Source organism: Bradyrhizobium sp. BWA-3-5 (assembly GCF_032917985.1).
Taxonomy (GTDB): Bacteria; Pseudomonadota; Alphaproteobacteria; order Rhizobiales; family Xanthobacteraceae; genus Bradyrhizobium.
This window is the reverse complement of the sequence record NZ_CP136626.1, coordinates 1,736,941-1,751,258: the sequence shown is the minus strand read 5'-3', so window position 1 is coordinate 1,751,258 and position 14,318 is coordinate 1,736,941. Positions and strand designations below refer to the sequence as shown.

The 14,318-nt window shown below is 64.1% G+C and carries 14 protein-coding genes; 2 read left to right on the top strand and 12 right to left on the bottom strand.

What is annotated here, in order from left to right:
• The first annotated feature begins 148 nt into the window (after positions 1–148).
• A complete protein-coding gene (locus RX331_RS08480) occupies positions 149–394 on the top strand; it encodes a hypothetical protein (RefSeq protein ID WP_317256146.1) in 246 nt (81 codons plus the stop codon).
• A gap of 119 nt (positions 395–513) precedes the next feature.
• Here the strand turns inward: RX331_RS08480 and ilvC are convergent, their stop codons facing one another.
• From ilvC to miaA, 8 genes are all read right to left on the bottom strand, one after another.
• Positions 514–1,533 carry a ketol-acid reductoisomerase gene (gene ilvC, locus RX331_RS08475; RefSeq protein ID WP_317256145.1) on the bottom strand — a complete coding sequence of 340 codons (1,020 nt, stop codon included), beginning with the start codon at positions 1,531–1,533 and terminating at the stop codon, positions 514–516.
• 146 nt (positions 1,534–1,679) lie between these two features.
• Complete coding sequence (locus tag RX331_RS08470; protein ID WP_317256144.1) at positions 1,680–2,285, bottom strand: LysE family translocator; 606 nt, start codon at positions 2,283–2,285, stop codon at positions 1,680–1,682.
• 7 nt (positions 2,286–2,292) lie between these two features.
• On the bottom strand, positions 2,293–3,201 hold the full coding sequence (locus RX331_RS08465) for an EamA family transporter (RefSeq protein ID WP_317256143.1): 909 nt from the start codon (positions 3,199–3,201) through the stop codon (positions 2,293–2,295).
• A 37-nt stretch (positions 3,202–3,238) separates the two neighbouring features.
• Complete coding sequence (locus RX331_RS08460) at positions 3,239–3,934, bottom strand: class I SAM-dependent methyltransferase (protein ID WP_317256142.1); 696 nt, start codon at positions 3,932–3,934, stop codon at positions 3,239–3,241.
• 3 nt (positions 3,935–3,937) lie between these two features.
• A complete protein-coding gene (gene ilvN, locus RX331_RS08455; RefSeq protein ID WP_065731106.1) occupies positions 3,938–4,480 on the bottom strand; it encodes an acetolactate synthase small subunit in 543 nt (180 codons plus the stop codon).
• Positions 4,481–4,634: 154 nt separating this feature from the next.
• Positions 4,635–5,615 (bottom strand): threonine dehydratase, encoded by a 981-nt coding sequence (locus RX331_RS08450; RefSeq protein ID WP_317256141.1) that lies wholly within the window; start codon positions 5,613–5,615, stop codon positions 4,635–4,637.
• Positions 5,616–5,807: 192 nt separating this feature from the next.
• Complete coding sequence (locus RX331_RS08445; protein WP_317256140.1) at positions 5,808–7,583, bottom strand: acetolactate synthase 3 large subunit; 1,776 nt, start codon at positions 7,581–7,583, stop codon at positions 5,808–5,810.
• 411 nt (positions 7,584–7,994) lie between these two features.
• A complete protein-coding gene (miaA, locus tag RX331_RS08440; RefSeq protein WP_317256139.1) occupies positions 7,995–8,933 on the bottom strand; it encodes a tRNA (adenosine(37)-N6)-dimethylallyltransferase MiaA in 939 nt (312 codons plus the stop codon).
• Between miaA and serB the strand changes: the two genes are divergently transcribed.
• Positions 8,932–9,837 (top strand): phosphoserine phosphatase SerB, encoded by a 906-nt coding sequence (serB, locus tag RX331_RS08435; protein WP_317256138.1) that lies wholly within the window; start codon positions 8,932–8,934, stop codon positions 9,835–9,837. The two genes, miaA and serB, sit on opposite strands and share 2 nt — an antisense overlap.
• 164 nt (positions 9,838–10,001) lie before the next feature.
• On the opposite strand, the gene RX331_RS08430 is transcribed toward serB, so the two are convergent.
• The 4 genes from RX331_RS08430 to hflK all read right to left on the bottom strand — a co-directional run bounded on the left by RX331_RS08430 (position 10,002) and on the right by hflK (position 14,134).
• A complete protein-coding gene (locus tag RX331_RS08430; protein ID WP_317256137.1) occupies positions 10,002–11,507 on the bottom strand; it encodes a Do family serine endopeptidase in 1,506 nt (501 codons plus the stop codon).
• Positions 11,508–11,785: 278 nt separating this feature from the next.
• On the bottom strand, positions 11,786–11,986 hold the full coding sequence (locus RX331_RS08425) for a DUF2065 domain-containing protein (protein WP_317256136.1): 201 nt from the start codon (positions 11,984–11,986) through the stop codon (positions 11,786–11,788).
• Positions 11,987–12,080: 94 nt separating this feature from the next.
• Positions 12,081–12,992 (bottom strand): protease modulator HflC, encoded by a 912-nt coding sequence (gene hflC, locus RX331_RS08420; protein ID WP_317256135.1) that lies wholly within the window; start codon positions 12,990–12,992, stop codon positions 12,081–12,083.
• Positions 12,989–14,134, bottom strand: coding sequence for an FtsH protease activity modulator HflK (hflK, locus tag RX331_RS08415; RefSeq protein WP_317256134.1), 1,146 nt, complete (start codon positions 14,132–14,134; stop codon positions 12,989–12,991). Before hflK ends, hflC begins: the two co-directional genes overlap by 4 nt.
• Positions 14,135–14,318: the final 184 nt, after the last annotated feature.

Below are 14,318 nucleotides of genomic sequence, written 5' to 3'. Positions count from 1 at the left end.
GCTGGAGACTATTGTGCGTTCCGACCGCGGAACGCGTATCGTTCACGAGCGGCCCGGGATCAAGGCGGGCTCGCTGATCCAGCACATGAGATGTTCGGGACGATGCTCCTGCCATACAGCGAGCATAGGTTTCGTTCCACGAAAGAGAATGCACATTAAGCAACCGAGCTTTGACACGGTAAATGCTGAGCTTTCGATCGGTAATGTGATTGTTGAATTGCTTCGCGCGAAGAATATGCGTGATGCGTCAGTTCTTCGTTTCGGGCTCAGCGGACGCGCTTGGTGCGGCGGCCTGAAGAATGTGCTTGAGCATCAAATGCTTCAAAGAAACGGCGAGACCGCTTGCGCGATCTCGCCTGACAATGCCGAGCAAGGCTTAAAATTTGGTGTTTAAGTACCAGTGCCGTAGGGTGGGCAAAGGCGCGTCAGCGTCGTGCGCACCATCTTCGCGCTTGGTCAACATGCATGGTGGGCACGCTTACGCGTTGCCCACCCCACACGATCGTCTGACACTCAGTTCTTGCTCTTGTCGACCAGCGCGCCCTTCTTGATCCACGGCATCATGTCGCGGAGCTTGGCACCGACTTCCTCGATCGGGTGCTGGGCGAGCTTGGCGCGGGTCGCCTTGAACGAGGTCTGGTTGACCTTGTTCTCGAGCATCCAGTCGCGGGCGAACTTGCCGGACTGGATGTCGTTCAGCACCTTGCGCATCTCCTTCTTGGTCTCGTCGGTGACGATGCGCGGACCGGTGACGTACTCGCCGAACTCGGCGGTGTTGGAGATCGAGTAGTTCATGTTGGCGATGCCGCCTTCATAGATCAGGTCGACGATCAGCTTCACCTCGTGCAGGCACTCGAAATAGGCCATCTCGGGGGCGTAGCCAGCTTCGACCAGGGTCTCGTAGCCGCCCTTGATCAGTTCGACCAGGCCGCCGCAGAGCACCACCTGCTCGCCGAACAGGTCGGTCTCGCATTCCTCTTTGAAAGTGGTCTCGATGATGCCGGCGCGGCCACCGCCGATCGCCGAGGCGTAGGACAGGCCGAGGTCATGGGCGTTGCCCGAGACGTCCTTGGCGATCGCGATCAGGCAGGGCACGCCGCCACCGCGCTGGTATTCCGAGCGCACGGTGTGGCCGGGGCCCTTCGGGGCGATCATCAAGACGTCGAGATCGGCGCGCGGGTCGAGCAGGTTGAAGTGGACGTTGAGGCCGTGGGCGAACACCAGCGCCGCGCCCTTCTTCATGTTGTCGTGCAGGTGGTCGCGGTAGATGTCGCCCTGCAATTCGTCGGGGGTCAGCATCATCACGAGGTCGGCCCATTTGGCAGCTTCAGCGACTTCCAGCACCTTGAAGCCGGCGGCTTCCGCTTTCTTGGCCGAGGCCGAACCGTTGCGCAGCGCGATGGCCACTTCCTTGACGCCGGAGTCTTTCAGGTTCAGCGCATGGGCATGGCCCTGGCTGCCGTAGCCGACGATGGCGACCTTCTTGCCCTTGATCAGGTTCAGGTCGGCGTCACGATCGTAATAAACACGCATGGGTCGTTTCCTTAATGGATGGCCAAAATCGGCCGGTTAATCAGGCATTTGGGTGGGTGAACCGCCGGTCGCCCGCGAATTTCCGGCGTTGTCTAGAGCATTTTCCGCTTCAAAGGAAACCCGTTTCTGCATGGCCCGGTGCGGCATCATGCGTCCATGAAGACCGGATAGAGTGAGGCCAGCAGCAATACCGCCATGACGACGTTGAAGACCCGGATCGCCCGGGGCGAGGTCAGGACCGGCCGCAGCGAGGTGCCGAACAGGGCCCAGGCGGTGCAGGACAGGATGCCCAGGATCAGGCTGAGGCCGACCTGGATCACGATGTTCCAAGGATAGACCGCGATGGCGGCGTAGGCGGTGATAGTGCCAATCACCATGACCCAGCCCTTGGCGTTGACCCACTGGAACATGGCCGCGCCCCAGAACGTCATCGGCCGGCCGCGGCTCTTGTCCTCCTCCGCCGACGGCGGCTCGGACATTGCAATCGCCCAGGCCAGATAGATCAGGTAGGCCGCACCGGCATATTTCAAGATGGTCTGCAGCACCGGATAGGCGATGAAGATGGTGCCGAGCCCGAGTCCGACCGCGCCGATCATGAAAGCGAATCCAACCGTGATCCCCATGATGTGCGGGATCGTCGGCCGGAAGCCGTAGGTAAGCCCCGAGGACAGCAACATGATGTTGTTCGGTCCCGGCGTGAAGAACATCACGGTGGCGAACATCACGAAGGCGATCAACAGCGATTGCGACATAGGGGCCTCATGCGATCTTTGGCAGAACTTGTTCTTCTGAAGCCTTGGTATCTTCCAGGGATTTGGGGCGCTTCGACAGCAGCATCACGGCGATGCCGCCGACGACGGTGACCATACCAGCCAGCCGGAGCGGCCCGAACGTCTCGCCAAACACGATGCTGGATGCCGCGGAGCCGACGAACGGCACCAGCAGCGCAAACGGCACCACCTGCGCCGCCGGATAATCACGGAGCAGCCTGCCCCACAGCCAGTAGGCGATGCTGGTGGAGACGCTGCCGAGGCCGATCATGCACAACAGGCCCGTCGGCGACATATGGGTCAGCGCGTGCCAGGTCGGCCGCGGGCCATTCGTGACCAGCGTCAGCATGAACAGCGGAACCGCGGCGACGAGGCAAAGCCACGCGAACAGGTCGAACATCGGCACGCTCTGCGCGCGCCGCAACAGCAGGTTGCCGGCCGCGAAGCTGAGCGGCGAGATCATTAGGATCGCAAAGGCACTGACGCTGAAATCATAGCCGAGGGTGCCGCAGATCATCAGCAGCCCCGAGGTCGCGATCGCAATGCCGACGGCCTGCCACATGCCCGGCCGCTCGCGGAACAACAGCGCGGCAAAGGCAATGGTGAACAGCGCCTGGCTCTGCACGATCACGCTGGAAAGCCCGACAGGCACACCATGCGCGATGGCAAAGGCCTGCGCCAGAAACTGGCCGAGAAACAGCGTGAAGCTGATCGACATCAGCACCATCCAGGAAACCTTGGGCCGCGCCACGAACAGGCAGGGCAGCGCGGCGATGGCAAAGCGCAGCGTCGTCATCAGTTCCGGCGAAAACTCGTTGAGCGCGATCCGGCTCGCAACAAAGGCAAGCCCCCAGATCACCGCCACTAGGACGGCGATGCAGACATCGGCCGGTTTCATTGTTGGCTCTGTTGGTTTGTGGCTCTGCTGGTTGTTCTTAGCTCTGCTGATCCGGCTTCGGTTTGCGCAGGAGATAAGTGCCGTGGAGCGGCGCGTGGTAATCGACCGATTCCAGCGTAAAACCGATATCGGTCAGCATGCGCTCGATCACCCAGCCGAAGGTCGAGTATTCGTCGCGCATGTGGGCGACAACGCCCTCACGCGCGAAATCGTGGTTCTTGATGGTGAACTCGGCCCATTGCTCGATGTCGCGCTCGACGCCGTCGGGCATGCTGACGAACACGATGTCACGCAGGTAGAAGTTGGCGCCGGGCTTCAGCGCGGCAAAGATCCGCGCCAGCGCCACCGCCTTCCAGAAGTCGGGCAGATGATGCAGCGTGAACTCGCTGACGATCAGGTCATAGGAATTCGGCTGGTAGGCGAAGCTGAGCAGCCCCGCGGGCTGGGTGCGGATCGCCGCCTTGCGGTCGCGCGCGTAGATGTTGGCGAGCCCGAGCATCGCCGGCGAAATGTCGATCGCGTCGACCTCGGCGCCCATCAGCGCCGCCTCGCAGGCCAGTACACCGTTGCCGCAGCCGATATCGGCGATCCGCCAGCCCGGCTTGACGCCGAGCATGCTGAGCGCGGCGCGCGCCCGCTCGTCGTTATCGTCATGCCGGTCGTAGATCGAGGCGACCGCGGAATCGAGGCCAAGCCGCCGCCGTTGCGTGTAGTACCAGTCCCTCGCCAGCATGGTTCACATCCCCTCGGGCCCGCGCCCGATCGCCGCCACCCCGGTGCGCGACACCTCGACGAGGCCGAGCGGGCGCATCAGGTCAATGAATTGACTGATTTTCGATGAATTGCCTGTGATCTCGAACACAAAACTCTCGGTGGTGGCATCAATGACGCGGGCGCGGAACGCATCCGCCAGCCGCAGCGCCTCGACCCGGCTGTCGCCACGGCCGCGCACCTTCACCATCGCCAGTTCCCGCTCGATCGAACGTCCCGTGATCGTCATGTCGACGACGCGGTAGACCGGGATCATGCGGTCGAGCTGGTGCTTGATCTGCTCGATCACCATCGGCGTGCCTGTCGTGACGATGGTGATGCGGGACAGATGCTTCTGGCTCTCGGTCTCGGAAACGGTGAGACTGTCGATGTTGTAGCCGCGGCCCGAAAACAGGCCGATCACGCGGGCAAGCACGCCGGGCTCGTTCTGCACCAGCACCGACAGCGTGTGCGTCTCGTTGGGATCGTGACGGTCTTCCAGGAAGTAGGCGGATGCGGGCTGGTTCATTGATATCCCCTTGTCATTCTCCATTGTCATGCCCGCGCAGGCGGGCATCCAGTAACCGCCGGCGCCTGCGATTGATCGCGAGGCCGCAGCGTACTGGATCGTCCGGTCAAGCCGGACGATGACAGCAGTATTTGTGGCGTACAGCGAGCCATGCTCACACCGCGATCCTTTCGGCGGCCGCGGCCGGCATCACCCATCTGCGAAACAGATCGAAATCGATATTGCCGCCCGACAGGATCAGGCCGACGCGCTTGCCGGCGAGTTTTGCCTTTTCCTGCAGGGCCGCGGCGAGCGCGGCGGCGCCGGCGCCCTCGGCGAGATTATGCGTATCGGTCCAGTAGGCGCGCACGGCTGCGGCGACCTCGTCGTCCGTGACCTGCACGATGCGGGAAGCGCCCTTGCGGATGATGCTGAGCGCCTCGGCGACGGGAACGCGGGTCGCCATGCCGTCGGCCAGCGTGTTGCTGGTCTCGGTCGTCACGACGGTGCCGGCCGCGAACGACAGCGCGTAGGACGGCGCCTCGGTCGACTGCACGCCGACGATCTCGGTTTTCCGGCCGAGCAGGTCGCGCGCCATGATGCAGCCGCAGATGCCCGAGCCCTGCCCGATCGGCACATAGAGTACGTCGAGGTCGGGCGCGGCGCGCAACAATTCCAGCGCGTAGGTCGCAACCCCGAGCACGAGATCAGGATGGAACGACGGCACCATGTGCAGCCCGTCGAACTGGGCGCGGCGCTGGGCTTCCTCGGCCGCTGCCTGAAAATCCTCGCCATGCTCGACCAGCTCGGCGCCGAACGCGCGCATGGCGCGGTTCTTCTCCACCGAATTTCCCCTCGGCACATAGATGACCGCGCGAACGCCGAGACGGCCGGCGGCGAAGGCAAGGCTCTGACCGTGATTGCCACGCGTTGCCGAAATGATGCCCGGAATATTCGTCCGCGCGCGCTTTAGGCGGTCAAGATAGATCAGCCCCCCGCGCACCTTGAACGCGCCGATCGGCGTATGGTTCTCATGCTTGACAATGACCGTCGTGCCAAGTCGCTCCGCCAGCAGCGGCCAGGCATGCACCGGCGTCGCCGGCACCGCCTGCCCCACGATCCCATGCGCACGTTCGAGCTCGGCGAGGTCAAACATTTTGGTTTCTCGATCCTCTCGCGTGCTCGTCATCCCCGCCAACGGGTCGGCGCTCTGCGCCGCCCGATGACAGGCTCCGGCGGGGATCCAGTATTCCAGAGACGCCTGAGCAAAGCCGAGGTGCCGCGGCGTACTGGATCGCCCGGTCAAGCCGCGCGATGACAGCGGAGTTTTGGTCTCGCGTCCTCACACTCACACCAGCGCCTTGCCGCCGGCGAACGCCGCGGCAGTGGCCTCATCCGTGGCCTCCACCGGCAACAGCATTTCGTTATGCGCCTTGCCGGACGGAATCATCGGGAAGCAGTTTTCCAGCGCGGCGACGCGGCAATCGAACAGCACCGGGCGCTTGATCTTGATCATCTCCTTGAGCGCGCCGTCGAGATCGCCGGGCTTGATCGCCTGCAGGCCGACGCAGCCGAACGCGTCCGCCAGCTTGACGAAATCAGGCAGGGCCTCCGAGTAGGAATGCGACAGGCGGTTGCCGTGCAGGAGCTGCTGCCACTGCCGCACCATGCCCATATACTGGTTGTTCAGGATGAAGATCTTGATCGGCAGCTCATACTGAACCGCCGTCGACATCTCCTGCATGGTCATCTGCACCGAGGCATCACCGGCGATGTCAATCACGAGGCTATCCGGGTGCGCGACCTGCACGCCGAGCGCCGCCGGCAGGCCGTAGCCCATGGTGCCGAGCCCGCCGGACGTCATCCAGCGGTGCGGCTCCTCGAAGCCGAAGAACTGCGCCGCCCACATCTGGTGCTGACCGACTTCGGTCGTGATGTAGGTGTCGTGCCCCCGCGTCGCCTCGAACAGCTTCTGGATGGCATGCTGCGGCAGGATGACCTCGCTGCTCTTCTTGTAGGACAGCGAATTGCGCGCCCGCCACTTGGCGATCTCCTGCCACCAGGCCTTGATGTCGGGCTTCTTGGCTTCCGCCTTGAACACCTGCAGGAGGTCGCCGAGCACGTTGCCGGCATCGCCGATGATCGGCACGTCGACACGGATATTCTTGTTGATCGAGGACGGATCGATATCGATGTGGATCTTCTTCGATCCCGGCGAGAACGCATCGACGCGGCCGGTGATGCGGTCGTCGAAACGCGCGCCGACGCACAGCATGACGTCGCAGCCATGCATCGCCATGTTGGCCTCGTAGGTGCCGTGCATGCCGAGCATGCCGAGCCAGTTCTTGCCCGATGCCGGATAGGCGCCGAGGCCCATCAGGGTCGAGGTGATCGGAAAGCCGGTGACCTCGACCAGCTCGCGCAACAGGTTCGACGCGACCGGTCCGGAATTGATGACGCCGCCGCCGGAATAGATCACCGGCCGCTTGGCGGACGCCAGCAGCGCCACCGCTTTGCGGATCTGCGCCTCATCGCCCTTCACCCGCGGCGTATAGGAAACGTGCACGTCATCCTTGCGCGGCGGATGATAGGTGCCGGTCGCAAACTGCACGTCCTTGGGCACGTCGACCAGTACCGGGCCGGGACGGCCCGAGGTCGCGACGTAGAAGGCTTCATGCAGCACCTTTGCGAGATCGTTGACGTCGCGCACCAGCCAATTGTGCTTGGTGCAGGGACGGGTGATGCCGACCGTGTCGCATTCCTGGAACGCGTCGTTGCCGATCAGGTGAGTAGGAACCTGCCCGGTGATGCAGACCAGCGGAATCGAATCCATCAGGGCGTCCGTCAGCGGGGTCACCATGTTGGTGGCGCCGGGGCCCGACGTCACCAGCACCACGCCGGGTTTGCCGGTGGAGCGCGCATAGCCCTCGGCCGCATGGCCGGCGCCCTGCTCGTGCCGCACCAGGATGTGCTCGACCTCGCTCTGCTGGAAAATCTCGTCATAGATCGGAAGCACCGCGCCGCCGGGATAGCCGAAGATGTGCTGGACGCCGTGATCGATGAGCGCGCGCACGATCATCGCGGCGCCGGTCATCTGATTGGGGTCGTTGCTCTGCTCGGTCATGGTTCTCTCCGGATTTGCTGTTGCCAGCGGCTTGATCTGTCTCGGGAAATAAAAAAGGGCCCGAGAGGCCCATGCACACCGCCTGAATTTGAGTGGCCGTCAGCCACCCCCGGCGGTGCGCCTGGGTACGACTACGATAAGGGCGAGTTTGGTAATAATATTACGCATTTTGCGGCTCGGACTTCCCAAAGGTTGCGCGGGTTATACCGTCCGTCCCCTGGAAGTCAAGGGAAGGACGCATTCAGCGCGAATTTTGGGAGTGTAACTGCGTTCCGGGCGTTCGGCGAGAGGGAATTTCATGCTGAGGACGCTCGGATTCACTTGTCGGGGTGTCCGGGTTTGTCCCAGCCCACGTCTGGCGACGGCTGAAACATGGGTCGTGGATGCCCAGGACAAGCCGGGCATGACGGCCTAGCCCGGGACGCCGTGAACGCGTCCGACCCACCCCCTCGCCGCCTCCGGCGTGACCCACTCGAACTCCGGCAGTTGGTGGCGAAACCAGGTGAATTGCCGCTTGGCGTAATGGCGGGTGTCGGCGCGGCCGATCTCGGCGGCCTGATCGCGGGTGATCTCACCGCTGATGTGGCGGATCAGCGCCGGCACGCCATGGGCCTTCATTGCCGGTAGCAGCGGATTGAGCTTTCGCGCCGATAGCGCGGCGACCTCCTCCAGCGCGCCGGCTTCAAGCATTACCCCGAAGCGCGCATCGATCCGCGCGTAAAGCTGGTCGCGGTCGGGCGCGAGGAACAGCGCCGAGAATTCGCCCGGCGGCAGCAGCGGCGGCAGGCCTTCGCGGTGCCAATCCGGCAACGCGCGGCCGGTCGCCTCGATCACCTCCAGTGCGCGGGCGATCCGCGTGCGGTCGCGCGGCTTCAGCCGTTCAGCCGACGCCGGATCGCGCCGCGTCAGTTCGGCGTGCAGCGCTTCGACACCGTCGCGTTCCAGCCGCGCGCGGACGGCCTCGCGCACTTCCGACGGGATCGGCGGCACTGCGGACAGGCCACGCGTCAGCGCCTTGAAGTAAAGCCCGGAGCCGCCGATGAAGATCGGCAGACGCTTTGCCGCGCGCGCCTCCGTGAGCACCTTTTCCGCATCCGCCACCCAGGCTCCGGCCGAGAAATTGATGGAGGCGTCGACATGGCCATAGAGCCGGTGCGGCACGCGGGCCTCTTCGTCAGGCGTCGGCCGCGCCGTGATGATGCGCAGATCCCGGTAGACCTGCATGGAATCGGTATTGATGACCAGTCCGCCGGTTTTTTGCGCCAGTTCGAGCGCCAGGGCCGACTTGCCGCTGGCGGTCGGCCCTGCGATAAGCACGGCCTTGCTCAAATCCAGCTGATGCGCCTGCATGTCCCTCGTCGCCACCCTGATCTGCAATCCGGCCAATCCCGCGCTCGACAGTACCATTGTCGACGGCGCATTGGCCGTACTCCCCTCGCCCGGAACGGCGCAATGGCTGTTCAACGAGGTCGCGGTCGACATTCCCTTCGACCGTCAGGTTAATAGCCCGGACGAAATCAAGGCGATCGAAACCCGCCTCCAGGCGGCGCGCGGCGACCTGCCGATCGACATCGTCGTGCAGCCTGCGGCTGCCAGGCGCAAGAAGCTTTTTCTGGCCGACATGGATTCCACCATGATCGGCCAGGAATGCATCGACGAGCTGGCCGACTTCGCCGGCCTGAAGACGCATGTCTCGGCCATCACCGAACGCGCCATGCGCGGCGAGATCGAATTCGAGCCGGCGCTGCGCGAGCGCGTGGCGCTGTTGAAGGACCTCCCGGTCAGTGTGGTCGACGAGGTGCTGGCCAAGCACATCACGCCGACGCCAGGCGGCCGCGAGCTGGTCATGACCATGCGCGCCAATGGCGCCTACACCTGTCTGATCTCGGGCGGCTTCACGCTGTTCACCAATGCGGTGGCGGCAACAATCGGCTTCCAGGAAAACCGCGCCAACGAATTGAAGGTTCAGGACGGCAAGTTCACCGGCGAAGTGGCCGAGCCGATCCTCGGCCGCGCCGCCAAGCTGGCAACGCTGATTGAGCTGCGCGAATCCTTCGACCTCGACGAGATCGATACGCTGGTGACCGGCGACGGCGCCAACGACCTCGGCATGATCCAGGCCGCGGGGCTCGGGGTTGCCTATCACGCCAAGCCGGCAGTTGCCGCCGCGGCTGCCGCGCGGATCGACTACGGCGATCTCACCGCGCTGCTCTATGCGCAAGGCTATCGGCGCGAGGAGTTTGTGGGGGGATAATCTCTGCGTGTCCCTGCGAACGCAGGGAGCCATACGCTGCGGCCTATCGGCGGCGCGCTGGGGCGAGTTGCCTTTACTGCAATCAGGGCCGGTGGTTATGGGTCCCTGCGTTCGCAGGGACGACATCGTCATTCGGAGCGACCAGCACAGCCATTCAAACTTGTCTACTGCACGCTCAGCGCCACAAACCGCAGTTCGCCGTCGCCGTTCGACACCAGTAGCAGCACCGACTTCTTGCCGTCCTTCTTGAGCTGGTCGACGCGCTTCTTGATGTCGGCGGCGCTGGTGACGGCTTCCTGCGCTACCTCGACGATGACGTCGCCGGCGGAGAGCCGCTTCTCGGCGGCGTCGGAGTTGCCGTCGACGCCGGTGACGATGACGCCCTTCACGCTTTCCTTGATCTTGTACTTGGTGCGCAGATCCTTGCTCAGCGCGGCGAGGTCGAGGCCGAGCGCCTTTTGCGTCACCGGCTTCTCGGCCGGCTCTTCCTTGGTCTTGGCGGCGGCCTGCTGCACCTTTTCAGTATCCTCAAGACGCCCGAGCGTGACCTTGCGGGTCTCCTCCTTGCCCTTGCGGATGATGATGACGTCGACTTCCTTGCCGACCGCGGTGTCGGCGACGACGCGGGAGAGATCCTTCGGGTCCTTGACGTCCTTGCCGTCGAACTTGACGACGACATCGCCCGGCTCGATGCCGGCCGGTTTCGCCGGCCCCTTGTCGTCGACGCCGGCGACCAGCGCGCCGCGGGCGGGCTTGATGCTGAGGCTTTCGGCGATCTCGTCGGTGACCTGCTGGATGCGCACGCCGAGCCAGCCGCGGCGCAATTCGCCGAACTGCCGGAGCTGATCGACGACGCCGGCTACCGTCTTCGACGGCACCGCGAAGCCAAGGCCGATCGAGCCACCGGTCGGCGAGATGATCAGCGTGTTGACGCCGACCACTTCGCCTTCGAGGTTGAACAGCGGGCCGCCGGAATTGCCGCGGTTGATGGACGCGTCGGTCTGGATGTAGTTGTCGTACGGTCCCTGGCTGATGTCGCGATTGCGCGCCGACACGATGCCGGCGGTCACCGAGCCGCCGAGGCTGAACGGATTGCCGATCGCGATCACCCATTCGCCGAGCCGCAGCTTGTCGGAATCGCCGAACTTCACCGCGTTGACCGGCTTCACCGGCTTGAACTTGAGCACCGCGATGTCGGTCTTCTTGTCGACGCCGACCAGCTCGGCCTTGATCTTGGTGCCGTCGTTCATGATCACGTTGATCTCGTCGGCATCGGCGATGACGTGATTGTTGGTGACGACGACGCCGGAGGCATCGATGATGAAGCCGGAGCCGAGCGAATTGGTCTTGCGCGGCGTCTGCATTTCGCCGCTCTTGTCGCCGCCCTTCGGGCTGCCGCCGCGGCGGTTCTTGAAGAAGTCGTCGAAGAACTCCTCGAACGGCGAGCCCGGCGGCAGTTGCGGCATCTCGCTGCGACCGCCCTTGGCCTCGACGCTCTGCGAGGTCGAGATGTTGACCACGGAATCGATCACCTTCTCGGCGATGTCTGCGATGCCGTCCGGCCCCCGCGCGCTGGCCGGCACGGGGGCCAGCAAGCTGGCGGCACTGAGCGAGATCGCAATCCCCATCAGGCGCAGGCGGCTCGTCAAGGCAGGTCTGGCACCGGTCATATCGACTCGTCTCCAAAGGCTCGAAATTTGGGTCCACACTGCGCCCGAACGGGTTCAAGGCGCAAGCATCTGCAACTGGTATTCCGGCGAAAAACCGGCCCGCGAGGGCTCACGATTACGTTGGCACCAGAGCCTGTCCTGAAGGGTTTTGGATACCGTCGTTCCGGGGCGCGAAGCGAACCCCAATGTGCGCTCGCACATTGTGGAACCTCGAGATTCTCAGGGGCGCAAGGGCACCCCTTAGTTCACGCTGCGTGCCCCGGAATGAGTACCCGGACCTACCGCCGTACGAACCAGATCAGGATCAGGCCGATGACCGCCGAGACGATGCCGACGGTCCGCAGGATGTTGTCCGGCGTTGCCAGCGCGCTCTTCATTGCCCGGCGCATCCAGGCCGGGCTGGCGGCGAACATCAAGCCTTCGAGAACAAAGAGGATGCCCAAACCGACGAGGAAGTCGTTGAACCCAATGGACCTCATCGATTGGCATCCCCCAGCTAGTCAAACGGCTTTTTGCTTTTTCCGGCGAAGCAGCCCCGCTTCGCCGCCGTAAGTATTCCCGGCCGATCCGCCCTTACGGCTTCGGCGCCGCTGACGCCGAAGGCGCCGCCGGCGGATGGCCGGACGGATTGGCGAAGAAGCGGAAGAACTCGGAATCCGGCCGCAGCAGGAAACGCGTGTCGTTGGAACGGAGCCCGGTCTCATACGCCGTCATCGAGCGGTAGAAGGCGAAGAAATCCGGATCGCGGCCATAGGCCTCGGCGAACAGGCGGTTGCGCTCGGCGTCGCCGGCGCCGCGCACCTGCTCGGCGGTCGAGTTGGCCTCGGCCACGATGACGGTCGCCTCGCGGTCGGCCTTGGAGCGGATCTCCTGCGCCTTCTGGCCGCCTTGCGCGCGGAATTCCTGGGCCTCGCGCTCACGTTCGGTCTGCATGCGCTTGTAGACCGCCTGGCTGTTCTGCTCCGGCAGATCGGCGCGGCGGATCCGCACGTCAACCACCTGGATGCCGTACTGGTCGGACTCCCGGTCGAGCTGGTCGCGGATGCGCGTCATCAGGTTCTCGCGTTCGTCGCGCACCACGTTGATGAAGGTTACCTCGCCGAGCACGCGGCGCAGCGCGGCGTTGAGCAGCGTGGTGAGCTGGATGTTGGCGGCCTGGATCGAACCGATGCTCTGATAGAAGCGCAGCGGGTTCTTGATCCGGTAGCGCGCGAAGGCATCGACGACGAGCCGCTTCTGGTCGGAAGCGATGACTTCCTGCGACGGATTTTCCAGATCGAGGATGCGCTTGTCGATGCTGATGACGGTGTCGATGAACGGCGCCTTGAAGTTCAGGCCCGGCTCGGACACGACGTCGACCGGCCGGCCGAGCCGGACCACGAGCGCCTGTTCGGTCTGCGACACCGTGAAGATCGAGCTGTAGCCCACGATCACCACGATGAACAAAAGGATCAGGGCGACAATACCTGCAACGGGAGACCTCATCGCGTGCCTCCGCTCTGCTGCTGCTGACCCGTCGCCTGTGGCGGACGCCGCGGCGTCAACTCGCTGAGCGGCAGATAGGGCACGATGTTGCTCTGCGCGGAGTTGCCGCTGTCATAGACCAGCTTCTCGGAGCCGCCGAGAATCCGCTCCATCGTCTCCAGATAGATTCGCTGCCGCGTCACGTCGGGCGCCTTCTTGTACTCGTCATAGACCTTGGTAAAGCGCGCGCTCTGGCCCTTGGCCTCGGCGACCGCCTGCTCCTTGTAACCTTCGGCGACCTGCAGGATCTGCGCGGCACGACCGCGCGCGTCAGGAACGACGCGGTTGGCGTAGCCCTGCGCCTCGTTCTGCAGCCGCTCGAAGTCGGCGCGCGCCGCTTGCACGTCGCGGAACGCGTCGATGACCTGCGCGGGCGGGTCGACCTTCTGCATCTGCACCTGCGTGATCTGGACGCCGGAACCGTAGCTATCCAGCGTCTTCTGCATCAGTTCATGAACGGCCTGCTCGGTGGTGTTGCGGGCGCCGGTCAGGATCGGCTGAATCTGCGAACGCCCGATCACCTCGCGCATCGCGCTTTCGGCCACCGCCTTCACGGTGCCTTCGGGGTTCTGGATGTTGAACAGGAAATTGCCGACGCCGTTCGGCTTGATCCGCCACAGCACCGTGAAGTCGACGTCGACGATGTTTTCGTCGCCGGTCAGCATCAGGCTTTCCTCCGGCACGTCGCGCATGGTGCGGCCGCGCCTAGCCGGGTCGTCGATCAGCGTCATGCCGATCGAAATCGTGGACACGCGCAGCGCCTTCGGCAGCAGCACGGTTTCGATCGGATACGGCAGATGGTAGTTCAGGCCGGGATCGACGGTGCGCACATGCTTGCCGAAGCGCAGCACGACGCCGAGCTCTTCCGACTGCACGCGGAAAAAGCCGGACAATCCCCAGATCGCCAGCGCGCCGATCAGCACCAGCGCGATGCCCATGCCGCTGAAATGGCCGCCCGGCAGAAGCTGCTGCAGCCTGTCCTGGCCGCGCCGCAGAAGGTCCTCGAGGTCGGGTGGCCTTGGCCCGCCGGACTGCGGACCGCCGCCCCATGGGCCCTTGGGACCCTGGCCCCAGGGGCCTCCGCCTTGATTCTTCCACGGCATATAAACTCTCCTCTGCGAAAGGCCCCGGGTCCGCCTGTCCGGCAGCCGACTTAGGCCTCGCATATCCGGTCGGCTTTATAGGGGACCGCTAGGCCCCTTACAACGCAAGCTTACCTCCCGAAGCAGCTATGCCTGAGGCCATAATTGTCAATGCAAACATTGGTTAGCGAGGTTAATGCGACGA

What these genes read in the sequence shown, in the direction of transcription:
- RX331_RS08480 (WP_317256146.1), top strand. Translation starts at nt 149, where the DNA reads ATGCACATTAAGCAACCGAGCTTTGACACGGTAAATGCTGAGCTTTCG.
- ilvC (WP_317256145.1), bottom strand. Translation starts at nt 1,533, where the DNA reads ATGCGTGTTTATTACGATCGTGACGCCGACCTGAACCTGATCAAGGGC.
- RX331_RS08470 (WP_317256144.1), bottom strand. Translation starts at nt 2,285, where the DNA reads ATGTCGCAATCGCTGTTGATCGCCTTCGTGATGTTCGCCACCGTGATG.
- RX331_RS08465 (WP_317256143.1), bottom strand. Translation starts at nt 3,201, where the DNA reads ATGAAACCGGCCGATGTCTGCATCGCCGTCCTAGTGGCGGTGATCTGG.
- RX331_RS08460 (WP_317256142.1), bottom strand. Translation starts at nt 3,934, where the DNA reads ATGCTGGCGAGGGACTGGTACTACACGCAACGGCGGCGGCTTGGCCTC.
- ilvN (WP_065731106.1), bottom strand. Translation starts at nt 4,480, where the DNA reads ATGAACCAGCCCGCATCCGCCTACTTCCTGGAAGACCGTCACGATCCC.
- RX331_RS08450 (WP_317256141.1), bottom strand. Translation starts at nt 5,615, where the DNA reads ATGTTTGACCTCGCCGAGCTCGAACGTGCGCATGGGATCGTGGGGCAG.
- RX331_RS08445 (WP_317256140.1), bottom strand. Translation starts at nt 7,583, where the DNA reads ATGACCGAGCAGAGCAACGACCCCAATCAGATGACCGGCGCCGCGATG.
- serB (WP_317256138.1), top strand. Translation starts at nt 8,932, where the DNA reads ATGTCCCTCGTCGCCACCCTGATCTGCAATCCGGCCAATCCCGCGCTC.
- miaA (WP_317256139.1), bottom strand. Translation starts at nt 8,933, where the DNA reads ATGCAGGCGCATCAGCTGGATTTGAGCAAGGCCGTGCTTATCGCAGGG.
- RX331_RS08430 (WP_317256137.1), bottom strand. Translation starts at nt 11,507, where the DNA reads ATGACCGGTGCCAGACCTGCCTTGACGAGCCGCCTGCGCCTGATGGGG.
- RX331_RS08425 (WP_317256136.1), bottom strand. Translation starts at nt 11,986, where the DNA reads ATGAGGTCCATTGGGTTCAACGACTTCCTCGTCGGTTTGGGCATCCTC.
- hflC (WP_317256135.1), bottom strand. Translation starts at nt 12,992, where the DNA reads ATGAGGTCTCCCGTTGCAGGTATTGTCGCCCTGATCCTTTTGTTCATC.
- hflK (WP_317256134.1), bottom strand. Translation starts at nt 14,134, where the DNA reads ATGCCGTGGAAGAATCAAGGCGGAGGCCCCTGGGGCCAGGGTCCCAAG.